Below are 20,624 nucleotides of genomic sequence, written 5' to 3' on the forward strand. Positions count from 1 at the left end.
CCGAAGGGCCTCTTTGCTGGGTCGTGCCGGCCGCTGGCCGGCATCTGCGCTGGACAGGCGATCCGGCGGATGCCGGCCAGCGGCCGGCACTACCGTGGCCCCAAGCGGGCTGCCTGCGTCAACCCTGCTTGCGCACCGGTGCGCCGTTGGCCTTGTAGTACGGCGCGGTGCTGCGGGCCAGCGGGGTGCGGCCACGGATCACATCGGCCAGCTTCTCGGCCATCATGATGGTCGGCGCGTTGAGGTTGCCGGTCACCACCTGCGGCATGATCGAGGCATCGACGATGCGCAGGCCTTCCAGCCCGTGAACGCGACCCTGGCCATCGACCACCGCCATCGGGTCGTCGGCATGGCCCATCTTGTTCGAGCAGGACGGGTGATAGGCGGTCTCGGCATGCTCGCGCACGAATGCATCGATCTGCGCGTCGGTCTGCAGTGCACTGCCCGGCGAGATCTCGCGGCCGCTGTACGGGGCCAGCGCCGGCTGCGCGAAGATTTCGCGGGTGATGCGGATCGCCGCGCGGAATTCGCGCCAGTCCTGCTCGTGCGACATGTAGTTGAACAGGATGCTCGGATGTTCGCGCGGATCCTTCGAGCGCACGTGGATGCGGCCACGGCTGGGCGAGCGCATCGAACCGACGTGCATCTGGAAGCTGTGCGCCTTGATCGGGTTGGAGCCGTTGTAGTTGATCGCCACCGGCAGGAAGTGGTACTGCAGGTTCGGCCAGTCGAATTCGGCGTCGCTGCGGATGAAGCCACCGGCCTCGAACTGGTTGCTGGCGCCGATGCCGGTGCCCAGGAACAGCCACTCGGCACCGATCGCCGGCTGGTTGTACAGCTTCAGCGCCGGAGCCAGCGAGACCGGCTTCTTGCACTCGTACTGCAGGTACATCTCAAGGTGGTCCTGCAGGTTGGCGCCGACGCCCGGCAGGTGGTGCACCAGGTCGATGTCCAGACTGCGCAGCAGGTCGGCCGGGCCGACGCCCGAGCGCTGCAGGATCTGCGGCGAGGCGATGGCGCCGCCGCACAGCAGCACCTCGCGGCGGGCGGTGGCACGCTGCGGCTGGTCGTTGTGCAGCCACTGCACGCCTACCGCACGCTTGCCCGAGAACAGGATGCGGTCGGTCAGCGCGTGGGTGACGATGGTCAGGTTCGGGCGCGGCTTGGCCAGGTCCAGGTAACCACGGGCGGTGCTGGAGCGACGGCCCTTCGGGGTCACCGTGCGGTCCATCGGGCCGAAGCCTTCCTGCTGGTAACCGTTGAGATCGTCGGTGCGCGGGTAGCCGGCCTGCACGCCGGCCTCGACCATCGCAGCGAACAGTTCGTTGTTGCCGGCCTTGGGCGTGGTCACGCGCAGCGGGCCGTCGCCACCGTGGTAGTCATTGGGTCCGATGTCGCGGGTTTCGGCCTTGCGGAAATACGGCAGGCAGTCCAGATAGGTCCAATCCTCCAGGCCCGGCATGCTGGCCCAGTTGTCATAGTCCATCGCGTTGCCGCGGATGTAGCACATGCCGTTGATCAGCGACGAGCCGCCCAGGCCCTTGCCGCGTCCGCAGTCCATGCGGCGGTTGTTCATGAAGGGCTCCGGATCGGTCTTGTACGCCCAGTTGTAGCGCTTCCCCTGCAGCGGGAAGGCCAGTGCGGCCGGCATCTGGGTACGGAAGTCGAACCGGTAGTCCGGGCCACCGGCTTCCAGCAGCAGCACGCTGACATCGGCATCTTCAGTGAGGCGGGTGGCCAGCACGTTGCCGGCCGAGCCTGCGCCGATGATGATGTAGTCGTACTCGTTATGGGTGCTCATGGGTGTCTCCTGCAGGCCGCGGCGCGCTGCATGCAGGCGTCGCGGCGGAATGTCGGATCGGCGCGGTGGCCGGACGAGGGAGCGCGCTGGCGGCGCGCCGGTCAGAACACGCTGGCGTAGTCGCCCAGCTCGACCTGCACCGACTTGATGCGGGTGTAGTGGCCGAGGGTGGAGATGCCGTTCTCACGGCCGACGCCGGATTCCTTGTAGCCACCGACCGGCATTTCGGCCGGCGATTCACCCCAGGTGTTGATCCAGCAGATGCCGGCTTCCAGGCGATGGATGATGCGGTGGGCGCGGCTGATGTCCTTGCTGACCACGCCGGCGGCGAGGCCGAAGGTGGTGTCGTTGGCACGACGCACCACTTCGTCTTCGTCGTCGTAGGCGAGGATGCTCATCACCGGCCCGAAGATCTCTTCCCGGACAATCGTCATGTCGTCGCGGCAGTCGGAGAACACGGTCGGCAGCACGTAGGCACCGTTGGCCAGCGCGCCTTCGGTGGCACGGCCGCCGCCGGTCAGCAGGCGGGCGCCTTCGGCCTTGCCGCTCTCGATGTAGCGCAGCACGTTTTCCATGTGCGGGAAGCTGGTCAGCGGGCCGAAGTTGATCTCGGCGGCCATCGGGTCGCCGATGCGGATGCGCTTGACGCGCTCGACCACGGCCGCCTCGAATGCGGCCAGCATGCTGCGCGGCACGAACACGCGGGTGCCGTTGGTGCAGACCTGGCCGGAGCTGAAGAAGTTGGCCATCACCGCGATGTCCGCGGCGCGGTCCAGATCGGCGTCATCGCAGATCACCAGCGGCGACTTGCCGCCCAGCTCCATGGTCACTTCCTTCAGCGACGAGGACGCGGCGCTGGCCATGACCTTCTTGCCGGTGGCGACGCCGCCGGTGAAGGAGATCTTCTCGATCACCGGGTGCTCGGTCAGCCACTGGCCGATCTCGCGGCCCGGGCCCTGCACGACGTTGAACACGCCGGCCGGCACGCCGGCTTCGGTATAGATCTCGGCCAGCTTGATCGCGGTCAGCGGGGTGACTTCGGAGGGCTTGAACACCATCGCGTTGCCGGCAGCCAGCGCCGGCGCCGACTTCCACATGGCGATCTGGATCGGATAGTTCCAGGCGCCGATGCCGGCCACCACGCCCAGCGGTTCGCGGCGGGTGTAGAAGAAGCTCGATTCGCGCAGCGGCAGCTGGATGCCTTCGATGGCGGTGGCCAGTCCCGCGTAGTACTCGACCACGTCGGCGCCGGTGACGATGTCCACGGTGGTGGTCTCGGCCAGTGCCTTGCCGGTGTCCAGGGTTTCCAGGTGGGCCAGTTCGTCGTTGCGCTCGCGCAGGATCTCGACGGCGCGGCGCAGGATGCGCGAGCGCTCCATCGCGGTCATCGCGGCCCAGACCTTCTGGCCCTCGGCCGCGCTCTGCACGGCGCGCTCGACGTCGGCCTGGCTGGCAACCTGCACTTCGGCAATCACCTCACCGGTGGCCGGGTTGACGGTCTTGAAGGTCTTGCCGCTGGTGGCATCGACGCGCTGGCCGTGGATGTAGAGCTGTTGGACGGGCAGGGTGGTCATGGGGCGTACTCCTTGGAAGGGGGCGGGTGCTGAAGCGCTTATAGCGCGGCAGCCTGCAACTGGAAGTCGATGTAGCCGTAAGCGATGCGCCGGGACTTCTCGGCGTTGAACTGGCCGCCGACCAGGCTGCCGCGCAGCCACAGGCCGTCGATCATCGCGGCCAGGCCACGGGCGGCCAGGCGGGCCTGCGGATGGGGCAGCAGGCGGTTGAACTGGTGGCACAGGTTGGAGAACAGGCGCTGGTCGTTGGCGCGCTGCAACCGGGCCAGTTCCGGCTGATGCATGCTGGCGGCCCAGAAGGTGAGCCAGACGCGCATCGCGGTACCGTTGATCTGGCTGTCGTCGAAGTTGCCATCGACGATGGCACGCAGCTGCTCGCGCGGGTCATCGCTGGCCTCGGCGCGGTAGCGGGCGACGGCGTCCTTCAGTTCGCGCAGGATCTGCCGCATTGCCGCATTGAGCAGGCCGTCCTTGTCGCCGAAGTAGTGGGCGACGATGCCGCTGGACAACCCTGCCTTCTTCGCGATGGTGGCAACGGTCGCATCGGCCATGCCGATCTCGTCGATGGTCTGGAAAGTGGCCCGGATCAGCTGTTCGCGCCGTACCGGTTCCACGCCTTTCTTCGGCATTGTCTCTCCACGGTTTGCGACCCGAAGGATCGGGCTGCCCGCCATTATGCTTTTTATTGATTGAACGTTCAATCAATAAACCCTAGGATGCGCTCGCGCCCCACGCCATGGGCCCGGTTTACCGGTCCGGCCCCGCCCATGTGCTCCCTCGGACTTGATGAGACGACCCCATGTCTTCCCTGGCTCATCCCAAGCGTTCGCCCCTGCGCTTGAACCGTTTTGTCTTCCTCAGCTCCTCGGTGTCGATCGGCATCCTCGGGCTGCTCACCGTTCTCTATCCCGAAGCCAGCGAGCACTGGCTGCAATGGGCGCAGGCCGAAGTGTCGGCCGCGTTCGGCTGGTGGTACATGCTGCTGATCGTGCTGTGCCTGGGCTTCGTGCTGTGGCTGGCGTTCTCGCCGTATGGCCGCATCCGCCTGGGCCACAACGAGGAGTCACCGGCGTTTGGCTACGTTGCCTGGGTCTCGATGCTGTTCTCGGCCGGCATCGGCATCGCGCTGCTGTACTACGGCGCCTACGAGCCGCTGGACCATTTCCTGCATCCGCCCGGGCAACCCGGCGGCACCGTGGCCGCCGGCCGCGAAGCGATGGTGCTGACCTTCCTGCACTGGGGCCTGCACGGCTGGGCGCTGTACGCGCTGGTCGGTGTGGCACTGGGCTACTTCGCCTACCGCCGGGACCTGCCGCTGGCGCTGCGCTCGGCGCTGTACCCGATCTTCGGTGAGCGCATCCATGGCCGCATCGGCGACATGGTCGATGGCTTCGGCATCCTGGCCACGCTGATCTCGATGGTGACCAACCTCGGCATCGGCGCGCTGGTGGTGCAGTCCGGCCTGGTCTACCTGTTCCACATCCCGGATACGCCGCAGGTGCTGGTGGCCATCGTGCTGGTGATGATGGTGGTGGCCACCATCGGCGTGGTCGCTGGCGTGGAAAAGGGCATTGCCTGGCTGTCCAGCCTCAACGTGCGCCTGCTGTGCGGCCTGCTGCTGTTCGTGCTGGTCACCGGCCCGACCCTGCACCTGTTCGACGGCCTGATCCAGAACACCGGTGACTACCTCGGCGCGTTCGTGCGCAAGAGCTTCGACATGTACCTCAACGATCCCAAGGGCCGTGAATGGATGGGGTCGTGGACGCTGTTCTACTGGGCGTGGTGGATCGCCTGGGCGCCGTTCGTCGGCCTTTTCGTGGCGCGCATCTCGCGCGGCCGCACCATCCGCGAAGTGATCATGGGCGTGCTGCTGATCCCGCTCGGCTTCACCCTGGCCTGGCTGTCGATCTTCGGCAACACCGCCATCGACCTGGTGCTCAACCATGGCCAGGCGATCCTGGGTGAGGTGGCCCAGCACGATGCAGCGATGACGCTGTTCAAGCTGCTGGAATACCTGCCCGGCGCGCCATACGTGGCCGGTGCCGCGGTGGTGATCGGCTTCGTGCTGTTCCTGACCCCGGTCGACTCGGGCACGCTGATGATCGCCAACCTGTGCACCCGTCGTGTTGACGATGGCGTCGAAGATGGCCATGACGCGCCGATCTGGCTGCGCGTGTTCTGGGCCGCCGGCATCACCGTGGCCAGCGTCGGCCTGCTGCTGGCCGGCAACTTCAGCGCGATGCAGACGGCGGTCGTGCTGTGCGGCCTGCCGTTCTCGTTCACCCTGGCGTTCTACATGTGGGGCCTGTTGAAGGCGCTGCGCACCGACCCGGATGCGCCACGCCGCTGAGTGCTTCTGTAGAGCCGAGCCCATGCTCGGCTGCTGTTGGCGCAGAAGCAGCCGAGCGCAGGCTCGGCTCTACAAGGGGGCATCGCAAACGCAAAGGGCCGGACCCGCAAGGATCCGGCCCTTTTTCGTTACTTGCTGGCCAGCTGGCGCAGCACGTACTGCAGCAGGCCGCCATGACGGAAGTACTCGACTTCCTTCGGGGTCAGCAGCATCACCGACACCTCGAAGGTATTCCTGGTGCCGTCGGCCTTGGTCGCGGTGACCGTGGCGCGCTTGCTTGCACCGTCCTGCAGGCCGGTGATGTCGATCACTTCCGAGCCGTCCAGGCCCAGGCTCTGCGCATTCTCGCCGTTGCGGAACTGCAGCGGCAGCACGCCCATGCCGACCAGGTTGGAGCGGTGGATGCGTTCGAAGCTTTCGGCGATGACCGCCTTCACCCCCAGCAGCAGGGTGCCCTTGGCCGCCCAGTCGCGCGACGAACCGGTGCCGTATTCCTTGCCGGCCAGCACCACCAGCGGCACCTTGTCGGCCTTGTACTTCATGGCCGCATCGTAGATCGCCAGCTTCTCCGGCTGGCCACCACCGGCGGGGTAGTACAGGGTGTTGCCGCCTTCCTCGCCACCGAACATCAGGTTCTTGATGCGGATGTTGGCGAAGGTGCCGCGGACCATGACGTCGTCGTTGCCGCGGCGGCTGCCGTAGCTGTTGAAGTCGGCCGGCTGCACGCCGCGTTCCTGCAGGAAGCGGCCCGCCGGCGAGTCCTTCTTGATGTTGCCGGCCGGGGAGATGTGGTCGGTGGTGATCGAGTCGCCGAACAGGCCCATCACGCGTGCGCCGTGCACGTCGTCGATGCTGCCGGTCTGCATGGTCATGCCATCGAAGTAGGGCGGGTTCTTGATGTAGGTGGAGGCGTCGCTCCACTCGTACAGGTTGCCGTCCGGCGAGGCGATGGTGTTCCAGCGGGTATCGCCCTTGAACACATCGGCGTAGTTCTGCTTGAACATCTCCGGGCCGATGGTGGCGGCGATGACGTCGCCGATTTCCTTGTTGCTCGGCCAGATGTCACGCAGGAACACCGGCTGGCCGTCGCTGCCGGTGCCGAGCGGCTGGGTGGTCAGGTCGATGTCGGTGGTGCCGGCGATGGCGTAGGCCACCACCAGCGGCGGGCTGGCCAGGTAGTTCATCTTTACTTCGGGGTGCACGCGGCCCTCGAAGTTGCGGTTGCCCGACAGCACCGAGGTCACCACCAGGTCGCCGGTGGCGATGCCGGCGCTGACTTCGGTCGGCAGCGGGCCGGAGTTGCCGATGCAGGTGGTGCAGCCGTAGCCGACCACGTAGAAGCCGATCTTCTCCAGCTCCTTCAGCACGCCGGCCTTTTCCAGGTAGTCGGTGACCACACGCGAGCCTGGGCCGAGCGAGGTCTTGACCCACGGCTGGCGGTTCAGGCCCTTGGCGGCCGCGTTGCGGGCCAGCAGGCCGGCACCGATCATCACCGCCGGGTTGGAGGTGTTGGTGCACGAGGTGATGGCGGCGATGACCACTGCGCCATCCTTCAGCCGCACCTTGCGGCCTTCGATCTCGATGTCGGCGAAGCCCTTGGCCAGCTGCTCGTTGCCGACTGCGGCGCCGCCGCCTTCGTTGACGAAGGTGGCAACGTCCTCGCTGCGCTTGTCACGGTTGGCGGTCATGCCGACCAGCGCTTCGCGGTAGTTCTTCTGCACGTCTTCCAGCAGCACGCGGTCCTGCGGACGCTTAGGGCCGGCCAGCGACGGCTTCACCGTGCCCATGTCCAGTTCCAGCGTGGTGCTGTACTGGGCGTGCGGGCTGCCCGGCTCGTGCCACAGGCCCTGCGCCTTCGCATAGGCCTCGACCAGATCGATCTGCTCTTCGCTGCGGCCCGACAGGCGCAGGTAGTTCAGCGATTCGGCGTCGATCGGGAAGATGCCGCAGGTGGCGCCGTATTCCGGGGCCATGTTGCCGATGGTGGCGCGGTCGGCCAGTGGCAGGTGCTGCAGGCCGTCACCGTAGAACTCGACGAACTTGCCTACCACGCCCAGCTTGCGCAGCATCTGGGTGACGGTCAGCACCAGGTCGGTGGCGGTGGCCCCCTCGGGCAGCTTGCCGGTCAGCTTGAAGCCGACCACCTGCGGGATCAGCATCGACGACGGCTGGCCGAGCATGGCGGCCTCCGCTTCGATGCCGCCCACGCCCCAGCCCAGCACGCCGATGCCATTGATCATGGTGGTGTGGCTGTCGGTGCCAAACACCGTATCCGGATAGGCCACCGCCTTGCCGTCCTTGTCCGCGGTCATCACCACGCGGGCGAGGTTTTCCAGGTTCACCTGGTGGACGATGCCGGTGTTGGGCGGCACCACCTTGAAGTTGTCGAAGGCCTTCTGGCCCCAGCGCAGGAATCCATAGCGTTCCTGGTTGCGCTGGAATTCGATCTTGCCGTTGAGGTCCAGCGCGTCGGGCTTGCCGAACACATCGACCTGCACCGAGTGGTCGATGACCAGTTCGGAGGGAATCTGCGGATTGATCTGCTCCGGCTTGCCGCCGAGCTTGACGACGGCGTCGCGCATCGCGGCCAGGTCGACCACGCAGGGCACGCCGGTGAAGTCCTGCAGCACCACGCGCGCGGGCATGAACGCGATTTCGGTGTCCGGCTCGGCCGCCGGGTTCCAGCGGGCCACGGCCTCGATGTGGTCCTTGCCGACGGTGATGCCGCCGTCCTCGTGCCGGAGCAGGTTCTCCAGGAGGATCTTCATCGAGTAGGGCAGGTGGGAGATATCGAAGCGCTGGCCCAGCGTGGGCAGGCTGAAGTAGTCGTAGGTCTTGCCGCCGACGTTCAGCTGGCTGCGGGTGGAGAACGAATCGCTCATGCGGGATGACTCCTTCTTGCGGATGGCTTGCAGTGGCCCGCGCATGGGCGGGCCTGCTTGCGTTGGCCGGCAGTCCGTGCCGCCGGGCAGAAGGCCAGTATCGCCGATGCCGTCGGGGCCGCAGAAGTGCGGGCTCAGAACGCAAGGTTATATATTCGTATGTAGTTTTCGTGTCATGGCGCCGCCGGATTCAGTGCGGGCTGACAGGCTTGAGGCAGTGCCGGGTGGCGCCGGGATAGGTGGATGGCAGCACGTGGTGCTGCAGGCGCTGGGAGCGGAGCCGTGCTGAGCGATCGCCATCGTGGCGGTCGAGTCGTTCTTGACCGGGCACGGGGGGGGCGCGCCGCCGACGGGCAGCGCGCCAGTCAGTGGTGATCAGCCACCCAGGAACGGATTGCCGGTCTTGGCTGGAGCCGCGCCCTTGGACTTCACCTTGAGTACGTTGTCCTTGCCGAACTCAAAGACGGTCGATTCCTGCACGTTCTTTCCGAAGTGCTTGATCTTGGCGTAGTCGTAGTACCAGACCTGGGTGTCGCCCAGCTGCTCACGACGCGTCGGCGCTCCAAACTTCTCGCGGACCTGGTCCTGAGTCGCCTTGCCGACCTCCAGCTCGTCCAGTTGCTTCTGGGTGATCTCGGTGCCGGTGGTGTGGGCCGCGAACGGATTGGCGTGGGCCGGGCCTGCGGCGAGGGTCAGGGGGGTGGCCAGGGCCAGGGTCAGGATGAATGCGCGCATTGAACGTCCTTTTATGACGGAGGGGTCGTGCGGTGCCGGAGCGTCCCGGCCCGGTACAGCGAGGGCTGCTCGGCCAGTCTAGCGGTCGAATGCGACTGATTCCGGTTCAAGGTCACAGTTCGCCCGATTTGAGGTGGTCACGTCAGGTATGTATAATTCATGCATACTTTTTGAGGCCTACCCATGGAAGCCACTGTTGCAGAACGCGGACAGATCACCCTGCCCAAGGCGGTGCGTGATGCTCTCGGCCTGACCAAGGGCACGCTGCTGAAGGTCGAGCTGGACGGCAGCCGCATCATCCTGCGCAAGAGTGTTGACGATGCCATTTCGCGGGCGCGCGGCAAGTTCGCGCTGGACGGCTTCGAGTCATCCGACGCGGCGGTGCGCGCGGTGCGTGACGAGGAGTAAGCCGTGATGATCGCCGTCGATTCACCGGTGCTGGTCGAGCTGCTCAGCAATGGTCCGCAGGCCGATGCCGTGGAAGCCATCCTCCGGCAGAGCCTGGTCGGTGGCCGCGTGGTGGTCTGTGGCGCAACCCTCGCCGAAGTGTGCGCATCGCTGCGCGGCGGTGCCGAAGTGCTCGAAGCACTGGAAGAGATGGGCGTGCACTTCAACCCGATGGAGGCCAAGTCGGCGCTGCGCGCCGGCGAGATGCACCGTCGTCATCGCCAGCGTGGCGGCAGCCGCCGCAGCCTGGACGAATTCATGGTCGGCGCCCACGCACTGCTGCAGTGCGATGGCCTGATCACCTGGAACGATACGTTTTACCGCGACTACTTCAAGGGCCTGAAGCTGATCGTGCCGCACGCCTGAGCCCACTTTTGATTTTTCAACCTACGCATTACCCGGGAGTTGTCATGTTGGAAGCCTACCGCCACCACGTCGCCGAGCGCGCTGCGCTTGGCATCCCGCCGCTGCCGCTGAGCGCGCAGCAGACGGCCGATGTCATCGAACTGCTGAAGAACCCGCCGCAGGGCGAGGCCGAGTTCCTGCTCGACCTGCTGACCCACCGCGTGCCGGCCGGCGTCGATGACGCGGCCAAGGTCAAGGCGTCGTACCTGGCGGCGATCGCCTTGGGCAGCGAGCAGAACCCGCTGATCAGCCGCGAGCGCGCCACCGAACTGCTGGGCACCATGCTCGGCGGTTACAACGTTGCGCCGCTGGTGCAGCTGCTGGACGACACCAGCGTCGGCACCATTGCCGCCAATGGCCTCAAGAAGACCCTGCTGGTGTTCGATGCGTTCCATGACGTGCAGGAAAAGGCCAAGGCCGGCAACGCCAACGCCCAGGCCGTGCTGCAGAGCTGGGCCGATGCCGAGTGGTTCACCAGCAACCCGGAAGTGCCGCAGAGCCTGACCGTCACCGTGTTCAAGGTGCCGGGCGAAACCAACACCGATGACCTGTCGCCGGCACCGGACGCGACCACCCGCCCGGACATTCCGATGCACGCTCTGGCGATGCTGAAGAACAAGCGCGACGATGCGCCGTTCACCCCGGAAGAAGACGGCAAGCGCGGCCCGATCCAGCAGATCCTGTCGCTGAAGGAAAAGGGTCACCTGGTGGCCTACGTCGGCGACGTGGTCGGCACCGGCTCCTCGCGCAAGTCGGCCACCAACAGCGTGCTGTGGTGGACCGGCGATGACATTCCGTACATCCCGAACAAGCGCGCCGGTGGCGTGTGCCTGGGCGGCAAGATCGCGCCGATCTTCTACAACACCATGGAAGATGCTGGTGCGCTGCCGATCGAGCTGGACGTGTCGAAGATGGAGCACGGCGACGTCATCGAGCTGCGCCCGTACGAAGGCAAGGCGCTGAAGAACGGCGAAGTGATCGCCGAGTTCCAGGTCAAGTCCGACGTGCTGTTCGATGAAGTGCGTGCCGGCGGCCGCATTCCGCTGATCATCGGCCGTGGCCTGACCGGCAAGGCGCGCGAAGCGCTGGGCCTGGCCCCGACCGACCTGTTCCGCCTGCCGGTGCAGCCGGCCGATACCGGCAAGGGCTTCTCGCTGGCGCAGAAGATGGTCGGCCGTGCCTGTGGCCTGCCGGAAGGCCAGGGCATGCGCCCGGGCACCTACTGCGAACCGAAGATGACCTCGGTCGGCTCGCAGGACACCACCGGCCCGATGACCCGCGATGAGCTGAAGGACCTGGCGTGCCTGGGCTTCTCGGCCGACCTGGTGATGCAGTCGTTCTGCCACACCGCCGCGTACCCGAAGCCGGTGGACGTGAAGACCCACCACACTCTGCCGGAGTTCATCTCCACCCGTGGCGGTGTTTCGCTGCGTCCGGGCGACGGCGTGATCCACAGCTGGCTCAACCGCATGCTGCTGCCGGACACCGTCGGCACCGGCGGTGACTCGCACACCCGTTTCCCGGTGGGTATTTCGTTCCCGGCCGGCTCGGGCCTGGTCGCCTTCGCCGCGGCCACCGGCGTGATGCCGCTGGACATGCCGGAGTCGGTGCTGGTGCGCTTCAAGGGCAAGATGCAGCCGGGCGTGACCCTGCGTGACCTGGTCAACGCGATCCCGCTGTACGCCATCAAGTCGGGCCTGCTGACCGTGGCCAAGGCGGGCAAGAAGAACATCTTCTCCGGCCGCATCCTGGAAATCGAAGGCCTGCCGGAGCTGAAGGTCGAACAGGCGTTCGAACTGTCCGACGCCTCGGCCGAGCGTTCGGCGGCCGGTTGCTCGGTGCGCCTGAACAAGGAACCGATCATCGAGTACCTGACCAGCAACATCACCCTGCTGAAGTGGATGATTGCCGAGGGTTACCAGGATCCGCGCTCGCTGCAGCGTCGCATCGAGAAGATGGAAGCGTGGCTGGCCAACCCGCAGCTGCTGGAGCCGGATGCGGACGCCGAGTACGCCGCCGTCATCGAGATCGACCTGGCCGACATCCACGAGCCGATCGTGGCCTGCCCGAACGACCCGGACGACGTGAAGACCCTGTCCGAAGTGGCCGGTGCCAAGATCGACGAAGTGTTCATCGGTTCGTGCATGACCAACATCGGTCACTTCCGCGCCGCTGCCAAGCTGCTGGAAGGCAAGCGTGACCTGCCGACCCGCCTGTGGGTGGCCCCGCCGACCAAGATGGACGCCTCGGAGCTGACCAAGGAGGGCGTGTACGGCACCTTCGGCGCTACCGGCGCACGCATGGAAATGCCGGGCTGCTCGCTGTGCATGGGCAACCAGGCGCAGATCCGCGAGGGTTCCACGGCGATGTCGACCTCGACCCGCAACTTCCCGAACCGCCTGGGCCGCAACACCAACGTGTACCTGGGTTCGGCGGAACTGGCGGCGATCTGCTCGCGCCTGGGCCGCATCCCGACCAAGGAGGAGTACATGGCGGACATCGGCGTGATCAACGCCAATGGTGCGGAGATCTACCGCTACATGAACTTTGACCAGATCGAGGAATACCAGGACGTGGCCAGCACGGTCGCTGCCTGATGCGGTAACGGAAAACCCCCGGCTCGCGCCGGGGGTTTTTTGTGAGCGGACGACGCATGGTAGTGCCGGCCGCTGGCCGGCACCCCGATGAAAACGAAGAACCTCCGGTGAAAACCGGGTTTTTATTGTGCCCGGCCAGGTGGCCTAGCCCATGCGCATCGCGGTTCGGGTCTGCTCCTGGGCGTGGTCTTGCTGACCGACCTGCTGTGCCTGCGCAATCTGTTCGGCCTTGGCGAGCGACTGCTCCACCGGCGTATTGATTGCCTCGCTGATCGGAACCGACGCCCGCAGGTGTGCTGGATTGTCCGGTGCTCCCTGCACAATGAACATGAGAGGGCCCGAGCCATCGCTGGGTGGACTGCCCAGGACCACATGATCAACGCGTTCGAGCCCGCTGTTCTTGGCCGTCGCAAGCAGGCTGGCCGTCATGCGCTCACTGGTTTCATCGAAGCTGCGCCCGTGCCTGGCATCCACGGCGGATACACCATCGCGGATCTGCTGGTAGAGCGCATGGTCTGGATGGCCTTCCTTCCTGGGATCCAAGCCTGCCTTGTCCAAGGTTGACTCAATGCTCTCCTGCAATGGACTCCTGGGAGAGAAGCTGGGATTGCCGAGAGAGGGCGAGCCCTTGTCGGTTGCCTCCTGGATCAGCTGCTCCCCCGGCCTGAGCGCATTCCGGGCCCGCTGCTCCGCTTCAGCCTCGCGGCGGGCATATGCACCGGCTTCCTCAATACCGCGCAGGTAATTGACCCCGTCGCGCAGCAGGCCAGGTCCGCCGCCGACCAGCACGGTCGCGCCTGCGCGCAGCTGATGAACATCACTGCGGTAGTCGGCAATCCGGCGCAGGTCTTCAGGATCCGTGATCCGGGCCTGGGGATTGTCCAGTACAGACGGCACCGGGCCCTTGTCGGTCACGCGATCAAGGAAATGAACCAATCGATGGGAGTCGCCCAACTGGACCGCCACGGCGGCGGACATGACATGGCCGCTCTTCATCCCGGGTGCTCCAAGCGAGGCGATGCGCTGGCCGTGCTCGGCGTTGCGCAGAACCTCCAGTTCCCTGGGCAGCGCATACATCTCTACCTTGCCGTAATGAGGACCGCCCGCGCTGACCAGGTCGCCTGCCATCACATGGTTGGTGAAAGGCGCCGCGTTGGCCGGCTGGCCCTCAGGAAGGCGATACGCCAGCCCGGCAGCACCGTAAGGATTGAATGCGTCGCCGGGGAGGTTGTAGTGATGCGCCGTGATCTGCGCGAGCGCGCCGCCCAGCGAGTGGCCAGTAACGGATACCTGGCCATATCCATTTGCGTCAGCCAGCTCGATTGCCTGCTTGGTCAGCGCGGGCATCATCAATCTGCGCGTTGATTCTGGCGGTGACCATCGCCGCATCGATGCCGCCGTCAATCAGAGGCTGGCGATCAAACTCGGTACCGCGATGGGTGACGATTACTTCTTTGGATTCGAGATTATGGTAAATGACGCCTTGGTAGCCGGTGGCGGAGTTTAGGCTGGCCAATACACGATATTCCGTCCCGGCAATGGTAACAATGGCCTTGGGCTCAGGGAGCGGATCCTTGTAGACATGATCTGAGAGGGCTGCATTTGCTCCAGGATTCATTGGGCTGTTCCTTCAGTCCGTGTGGAGATTTCGATTGGGAAGTAATCCTTTCGCTTATCTTGAGACATCTTCTCGTACCAAGCCGAAGGCTCGGTAGGCGTCCACTCTGGCGATCCCCCTGAAGTCATGGGGCGTAAGGCGCGATGTACGTAGGTAGTAGCGAGTTTCTCGGTTTCAAGCTTTGTGAATGAAGTCCATGCGGTTGCCTGGATAGGGCGATCATCGATGACGAAGGCGAATGAAGCTTCCACGAGCACGGGTGTCCAAGTGCACGGGCCACGACCGTAATAGTCGGCAACTTCCATACCGTCGTTGAAAACAACACTGCTGAATTCAGTTGCACTGAGGCGCTGTGCCTGAAGCTCAACCTTGTGCTGGTTCGGCTCGTACTGCACCCCCTCGTAATTGTTGATCGGAGGGAGACAGAGTGGCTCTACCTCGTAGGTGACGAAGACCTGGGGCGTTGGAACTTCCACGGGTGCATCACTGACCCGGATCACGATCGGTACCGCATCTTTGGGTGCAGGATTCTCGCGATAGACCGGGTAGGAGCGTTCCTCGCTGCAGCCCGCAGCGGCCAGTGTGACCAAAGCGATCAACGCAACATGAGCGAGGGTCGGGGGGGATTTCAGCATGAGTAATCCATGTCGCTGACGGATGTACTACGCGCGTGCGTCTGTACAGCGGTACTACTGAGCAGGGTTCTCTACGGGTGAGAATGTGGACTGGATTGCCCTGTTCATTGAACAGAGGAATAGGGGATTACACTGCAGAGGACGGTCCCATGAAGGGCATCTTGGGGCAGATGCGACAGATTGCGCAATTCATGCCGGCCGCACCCGGGAACTCCATCCCTGCGTACCGGTGGCACGAGACTTTGCGGCGTATCGTTCATCAGCGTTCCATTGCTCTGCGTTGCCCCGACTATACGACCCGCCTCAGCAGCACTCCAAGTCTGACCTGCGAACCTCCCAGTGGGCGCGAATGGCGCGCGGTACAATCAAGGTTCCGCTCCGCGTTGGCAGCCGCATCGGGATTTCCGTTCCCCGGCGCCCACGCTCGACACCGCAAGGGCCCGGTCGCGGTGGTGAAGCCCGAAAATCGCGGGACGGCGGGTGCCAGTTTCGTGAAGGGTGAGGCGGGGCGGGAGCAGGCGCCTGGAGCGGAGCCGAGCGTGGGCTCGGCTCTACAGGGGCCTGTCAGCTGCGGGCGAGGGTGAGCAGGCGTTCCGCAATCCGCTCCAGCGGCACCTGTTCCTCGGCCGCGCCCAGCTTGAACGCGGCACCCGGCATGCCCCAGACCACGCTGGTGGCCTCGTCCTGCACCAGCGTGGGTGCGCCGGCCTGGCGCATTTCCAGCAGGCCGCGTGCGCCGTCGTCACCCATGCCGGTGAGGATGGCCCCGATGGCATTGCCACCCGCGCTCTGCGCGACCGAGCGGAACAGCACGTCCACCGCCGGCTTGTGCCGGTTCACCGCTGGGCCGTCGTCGACGCGGCAGCGCCAACGGGCACCGTCGCGGATGATGCGCAGGTGCTTGCCGCCGGGTGGCAGGTAGGCGTGGCCGGGCAGTACTGCTTCGCCGTCGCTGGCCTCGCGCACTGCCATCGCCGAATGGCGGTCCAGTCGCTCGGCGAAGGCACTGCTGAAGCTGGCCGGCAGGTGTTGGGTCATCACCACGGCGGGTGCATCGGCAGGCATGCCTTCCAGCACCACGCGCAGCGCTTCGGTCCCCCCGGCAGAGGAGCCGATGGCGATCAGCCGGTCGGTGGTGCGGAACTGCGGCGAGGCAGCACGCATCGTCGGCGCTGCGTCCAGTGTGAGCTTGGGGGCGCTGGCACGCACCAGCGGACGCACGCGCGAGCGCGCCGCCATCTTGACCTTGGCGATGATCTCCTCGGCATAGCCCTGCAGGCCGCGTGCCACGTCCAGCTTGGGCTTGGAAACGAAATCCACGGCGCCCAGCGCCAGTGCCTGCAGGGTGGTGTCGGCGCCTCGCTCGGTCAGCGAGGAAATCATCACCACCGGCAGCGGATGCAGGCGCATCAGGTTTTCCAGGAACGCCAGCCCGTCCATGCGCGGCATTTCCACGTCCAGGGTGATCACGTCCGGGAGTAGGCGCTTGATCTTCTCGCGCGCCAACAGCGGGTCAGCCGCGGTGCCGACCACGTCGATGGCCGGGTCGCTGGACAGGATTTCCGTGAGCATCTGCCGCACGACGGCGGAGTCGTCGACGATCAGGACCCGGCAGGGGGCGTTGCCGGTGAAGGTCATTCGAACAGCTCCACGCCACCGGTGACCGGCGCCCTGGACAGGCGCGCACGCACCGCCGATTCGGTGGCGGCCACTTCTGCCTCATGCGCATGCGGCAGGCGCTGCACCACCACGCGGCCGGAATCGGCGAAGAACCAGATCTTGCGCGGATGGATGCCGCACAGATCCTCGGCAATGATCGGAATGTGCTCGGCCTGAAGGTACTGGCGCACGAACTCGGCGTTGCGGGTGCCAACCGGGTTGCTGGTGAAGCCCTTGAGCACGTTGGCGCCACCGAACACCTTGGCCTCGATGCGCTTGCGGTGTGCGCCGCGCTTGAGCATGTCGTTGATCAGCAGTTCCATCGCATAGCTGCCGTAACGCGCAGGCGCGCCGTCGCCGGCGTTGCCTTCCGGCAGCAGGAAGTGGTTCATGCCGCCGATCTTCAGTACCGGGTCGCGCAGGCAGGCGGCCACGCACGAACCCAGGGTGGTGGTCAGCGCGGTGGTGTCATCGACCACCAGGTACTGGGTCGGCAGCAGCTTGGCGGCAAGGGTCTGGAAGCGCGCATCCTGGTAGCGCATCACATCGTCGGTACGCAGTGAGGCGTTCATGCACCGGCCTTCGCCGCACGGCGGTACAGGGTGCGGCCGCAGGGCTGGATCAGGTCGGCGGCGTGCAGGTAGTTCTCCGAGTGTCCGGTGTAAAGCAGGCCGTCATCGGCCAGGTGCTGTACCAGCCGGCCGAGGATCGCGCGCTGGGTCGGCTTGTCGAAGTAGATCATCACGTTGCGGCAGAACAGTGCGTCGAACGGGCCACCGACGTCGTAGCGCGGGGCGAGCAGGTTCAATGGGCGGAACTCGATCAGCTCGCGCAGCGCAGGCAGCACGCGGCACTGGCCCTCGTTGGGGCCGCTGCCACGCTGGAAGTAGCGGCGGCGCAGGTCCGGATCGAGGCTGGCGACGCGATCGATGTTGTAGACGCCGCGGCCGGCGGTGGCCAGCACCTGGGTATCGACGTCGGTGGCAAGGATGCGCACCGGCGGCTTCAGGGTGCCAAAGGCCTCGCACGCGGTGATCGCCATCGAGTAGGGCTCTTCACCCGTGGACGCCGCGCACGACCACAGCAGCAACGGCGTGCGGCTGGAGCGCTGCTGCAGTTCTTCGCGCAGCTTGTCGAAGTGGTGCGGTTCGCGGAAGAACGAGGTCAGGTTGGTGGTCAGCGCGTTGGTGAACGCCTGCCACTCGTCACCATCTTCCTGTTCCAGATGGTCCAGGTACTGCTGGAAGCTGCGCATGCCCAGCGTGCGCAGGCGGCGCGACAGGCGGCCATAGACCATGTCGCGCTTTGCCGGGGCGAGGGCGATGCCCACGCGCTGGTAGATCAGGTCGCAGACGCGGCGGAAATCGCGGTCGGCGAACTCGAATTCGCGCGGGCCGGTGACGATGGGGGTAGGACTTTGCACGGGGGACGTGTCCATCGGCGGGGGCGGCGGCCGAAGCCGCCGCGGGTGGGTCTCAGAATTCCTGCCAGTCGCTGTCGCTGGCGGCGAAGGTGCTGGCGTTGCTACTGCGACGTGGCGGTATCGGTGCAGGTGCTGCCGCACGGCTTGGCTGCGGAGGTGCCACGGTGGTGACTCTCGCCGGCTCGACCCGCGCGGCAACGGCCTGCATCGCGGCCGAGACCTGGTTGTCGAGCCGGAAGATCGCCACGGCATCTGCAAGCTGTGCGGCCTGGTCTTCCATCGCACGTGCGGCGGCGGTGGCTTCCTCCACCAGTGCGGCGTTCTGCTGGGTGGTCTCGTCCATCTGCACCACGGTCTGGTTGACCTGCTCGATGCCCGCGCTCTGTTCCTGCGAAGCAGCGGAAATCTCGGCCATGATGTCGGTGACGCGCTGCACCGAGGCGACGATCTCGCCCATGGTGCTGCCGGCCTGGTGGACCAGGCTGGAGCCCTCGGCGACCTTGCCGACGGAGTCGTCGATCAGGCCCTTGATCTCCTTGGCGGCGGCGGCCGAGCGCTGGGCGAGGGTGCGCACTTCGCTGGCAACCACGGCGAAGCCGCGGCCCTGTTCACCGGCACGCGCGGCTTCCACGGCGGCATTCAGCGCCAGGATGTTGGTCTGGAACGCAATGCCGTCGATGACGCTGATGATCTCGGCGATCTTCTTGGACGAGGCTTCGATGGCCGACATGGTGGTGACCACCTGGCCCACCACTTCGCCACCTTGCGAGGCGACACCATGCGCGCCGATGGCGAGCTGGTTGGCCTGGCGGGCATGCTCGGCGTTCTGGCGCACGGTGGAGGTCAGTTCCTCCATCGAGGCCGCGGTTTCTTCCAGGTTGGCGGCCTGCTGCTCGGTCCGGCGCGACAGGTCGCTGTTGCCCGAGGCGATCTCGCCGGCGGCCAGGGTGATGCTGGAAGCGCTGGCCTGGATCTGGCCGACGATCTGGGTCAGCTGCGCGACCGTGGCGTTGGCATCGTCGCGCATGCGGGCGAACACACCCTGATGGTCGCCGTGCATGCGCGCGGTCAGGTCGCCCTCGGCGATGGCCGACAGCAGCTGCGACAGCTTGCCGAGGTTGTCATCGCTGACCGCCATCATCGCGTTGAGGTTTTCCAGCATCAGGCGGAAATCGTGGTCGAAGCCCTGCGCATCGCCTCGGCGGCTGAAGTCGCCGGCAGCAGCGGCGCTGGCCAACTGCTTGATCTCGGCGTTGATGCGGCCGAGGTTGGCCTTGACGGTGTCGACGGTGGTGGTCATCGCCGCCTTCTCGCCCGGATAGCGGGCGATGTCGCGGCTCAGGTCACCGACCGCGTACTGCTGCACCACGTCCAGCACATCGTGCAGGGTCTGCACGTGGCTACCAACCAGGGCGTTGGTTTCCTGCACCATCAGCCCGTATTCGCCGGGGAAGGCGCTGGCGTCGATGCGGTAGCTGAGTTCGCCACCGTCGTGGCGGCGGGCCATTTCGCGCTGGCCGGTGATGACCGCATGCAACTGCTGCTGCATGCCGGCCATGGCCTCCAGCAGGCGACCGGTTTCATCGTGCGGCTGCGGTCCGATGTGGCTGTCGAGCTTGCCGGCGGCGATGCCTTCGGCGACGGCCGTGGCCTGCTTCAGCGGTACCGCGATACGGTTGCCGATGACCCAGCTCAGGGCCAGCACGATCAGCACCAGCACGCCACCGGAGACGGTCATGATGGCAGTGAACACCAGCGCCTGCTTCTGCACGTCGTCCATGTAGACGCCACTGCTGACCACCCAGTTCCACGGCGCGAACAGGCCGGCGTACGCGACCTTCTCGACCTCGCCCTTGCTGCCCGGCTTGGCCCAGCGGTAGTTGACGAAGCCGCCGCCGGCGCGAGCCGCTTCGACCTGGTCGTAGTAGATCCGTACGCCGTCGTCGGTGTGGAAGTCCTTCATGTCCTTGCCGACCAGGTCCTTGCGGAACGGGTGCATCAGCAGGCGGTAGCCGGTGTCGTAAATGTTGAAGTAGTAGGTATCGTTCCCGGCGCGCATGACCTCCAGCGCCTGCAGCGCGGCGCGCTTGGCGGCCTCTTCGCTGAGCTCGCCGGTACCGGCCAGGCGGTGGTAGTGCTGGAGGATGCCGTAGCTCAGTTCGACCTGGGTCTTCAGCGCAGCCTTGCGGGTCTCGGTCAGGTCAAGGTACTGCATGCGGGCGGCGATCACCGACAGCGCGATCACGCCGAGCGCGATGAGCAGCGTCAGCAGGTTGAGCTTGCGCCGGACGGAAAGATTGCTGAAGTAGTGTTGCCAGCGATGCAGGAGATTCATCGAGCAGGACCAGGTCGAAGCGGGCGGGCGGCGCCGAGCCGGCCAGCGGCGGGATGCGCCGTGACAACCCCGTTATCGGCCGCGGGGGCGGGGGATTGAGGTGCGGTGTCGGAACGTATTCAGGTTTTTCCTGCAGCGGCGGCTGCGGCGCTGCCTGCGGCAG

16 protein-coding genes are annotated in these 20,624 nt (G+C 65.9%); 4 read left to right on the forward strand and 12 right to left on the reverse strand.

Annotation, left to right across the window (positions count from 1 at the left end):
• Positions 1-118 precede the first annotated feature (118 nt).
• The 3 genes from betA to betI form a co-directional block, all read right to left on the reverse strand.
• Complete coding sequence (gene betA / locus ACMGRF_RS07385; RefSeq protein WP_021202070.1) at positions 119-1,801, reverse strand: choline dehydrogenase; 1,683 nt, start codon at positions 1,799-1,801, stop codon at positions 119-121.
• Positions 1,802-1,902: 101 nt separating this feature from the next.
• Complete coding sequence (gene betB, locus ACMGRF_RS07390) at positions 1,903-3,375, reverse strand: betaine-aldehyde dehydrogenase (RefSeq protein ID WP_414485774.1); 1,473 nt, start codon at positions 3,373-3,375, stop codon at positions 1,903-1,905.
• Between the two features lie 38 nt (positions 3,376-3,413).
• Positions 3,414-4,004, reverse strand: a complete 591-nt coding sequence (gene betI, locus ACMGRF_RS07395; RefSeq protein WP_049413944.1) for a transcriptional regulator BetI — start codon at positions 4,002-4,004, stop codon at positions 3,414-3,416.
• 170 nt (positions 4,005-4,174) lie between these two features.
• On the opposite strand from betI, the gene ACMGRF_RS07400 reads away from it, so the two are divergent.
• The gene (locus tag ACMGRF_RS07400) at positions 4,175-5,725 is read left to right on the forward strand and encodes a BCCT family transporter (protein ID WP_414485775.1); all 1,551 of its coding nucleotides are present in this window, start codon (positions 4,175-4,177) and stop codon (positions 5,723-5,725) included.
• A 128-nt stretch (positions 5,726-5,853) separates the two neighbouring features.
• Here the strand turns inward: ACMGRF_RS07400 and acnA are convergent, their stop codons facing one another.
• Both acnA and ACMGRF_RS07410 read right to left on the reverse strand, forming a co-directional pair.
• Positions 5,854-8,607: an aconitate hydratase AcnA gene (gene acnA / locus ACMGRF_RS07405; protein WP_049414350.1), complete on the reverse strand. Its 2,754-nt coding sequence runs from the start codon at positions 8,605-8,607 to the stop codon at positions 5,854-5,856.
• A 375-nt stretch (positions 8,608-8,982) separates the two neighbouring features.
• A complete protein-coding gene (locus ACMGRF_RS07410) occupies positions 8,983-9,342 on the reverse strand; it encodes an outer membrane protein assembly factor BamE (protein ID WP_049414348.1) in 360 nt (119 codons plus the stop codon).
• Between the two features lie 183 nt (positions 9,343-9,525).
• Between ACMGRF_RS07410 and ACMGRF_RS07415 the strand changes: the two genes are divergently transcribed.
• Genes ACMGRF_RS07415 through acnB form a run of 3 tightly spaced genes read left to right on the forward strand, consistent with a single transcriptional unit; the run spans position 9,526 to position 12,791 of the window.
• Entirely contained in the window at positions 9,526-9,750 is a 225-nt protein-coding gene (locus ACMGRF_RS07415; protein ID WP_005409505.1) for an AbrB/MazE/SpoVT family DNA-binding domain-containing protein, read from the forward strand.
• A 6-nt stretch (positions 9,751-9,756) separates the two neighbouring features.
• Positions 9,757-10,155 carry a type II toxin-antitoxin system VapC family toxin gene (locus ACMGRF_RS07420; RefSeq protein WP_005416402.1) on the forward strand — a complete coding sequence of 133 codons (399 nt, stop codon included), beginning with the start codon at positions 9,757-9,759 and terminating at the stop codon, positions 10,153-10,155.
• Between the two features lie 44 nt (positions 10,156-10,199).
• Positions 10,200-12,791, forward strand: coding sequence for a bifunctional aconitate hydratase 2/2-methylisocitrate dehydratase (acnB, locus tag ACMGRF_RS07425; RefSeq protein ID WP_049414346.1), 2,592 nt, complete (start codon positions 10,200-10,202; stop codon positions 12,789-12,791).
• Between the two features lie 144 nt (positions 12,792-12,935).
• On the opposite strand, the gene ACMGRF_RS07430 is transcribed toward acnB, so the two are convergent.
• From ACMGRF_RS07430 to ACMGRF_RS07460, 7 genes are all read right to left on the reverse strand, one after another.
• Positions 12,936-14,138, reverse strand: a complete 1,203-nt coding sequence (locus tag ACMGRF_RS07430) for a lipase family protein (RefSeq protein WP_245150981.1) — start codon at positions 14,136-14,138, stop codon at positions 12,936-12,938.
• A complete protein-coding gene (locus tag ACMGRF_RS07435) occupies positions 14,101-14,409 on the reverse strand; it encodes a hypothetical protein (protein WP_241895079.1) in 309 nt (102 codons plus the stop codon). Before ACMGRF_RS07435 ends, ACMGRF_RS07430 begins: the two co-directional genes overlap by 38 nt.
• Positions 14,406-15,044 carry a hypothetical protein gene (locus ACMGRF_RS07440; protein WP_180881100.1) on the reverse strand — a complete coding sequence of 213 codons (639 nt, stop codon included), beginning with the start codon at positions 15,042-15,044 and terminating at the stop codon, positions 14,406-14,408. Before ACMGRF_RS07440 ends, ACMGRF_RS07435 begins: the two co-directional genes overlap by 4 nt.
• A gap of 564 nt (positions 15,045-15,608) precedes the next feature.
• On the reverse strand, positions 15,609-16,682 hold the full coding sequence (locus tag ACMGRF_RS07445) for a protein-glutamate methylesterase/protein-glutamine glutaminase (RefSeq protein ID WP_180881099.1): 1,074 nt from the start codon (positions 16,680-16,682) through the stop codon (positions 15,609-15,611).
• Entirely contained in the window at positions 16,679-17,275 is a 597-nt protein-coding gene (gene cheD, locus ACMGRF_RS07450) for a chemoreceptor glutamine deamidase CheD (RefSeq protein WP_134709161.1), read from the reverse strand. The genes ACMGRF_RS07445 and cheD overlap by 4 nt, the downstream gene beginning before the upstream one ends.
• Entirely contained in the window at positions 17,272-18,141 is an 870-nt protein-coding gene (locus ACMGRF_RS07455; RefSeq protein WP_414485776.1) for a CheR family methyltransferase, read from the reverse strand. Before ACMGRF_RS07455 ends, cheD begins: the two co-directional genes overlap by 4 nt.
• Before the next feature lie 37 nt (positions 18,142-18,178).
• Positions 18,179-20,461: a methyl-accepting chemotaxis protein gene (locus ACMGRF_RS07460; RefSeq protein ID WP_134709160.1), complete on the reverse strand. Its 2,283-nt coding sequence runs from the start codon at positions 20,459-20,461 to the stop codon at positions 18,179-18,181.
• Positions 20,462-20,624: the final 163 nt, after the last annotated feature.

Origin of the sequence: Stenotrophomonas sp. EMP41, from assembly GCF_047495535.1 — a bacterium.
Lineage (GTDB): Bacteria > Pseudomonadota > Gammaproteobacteria > Xanthomonadales > Xanthomonadaceae > Stenotrophomonas > Stenotrophomonas sepilia.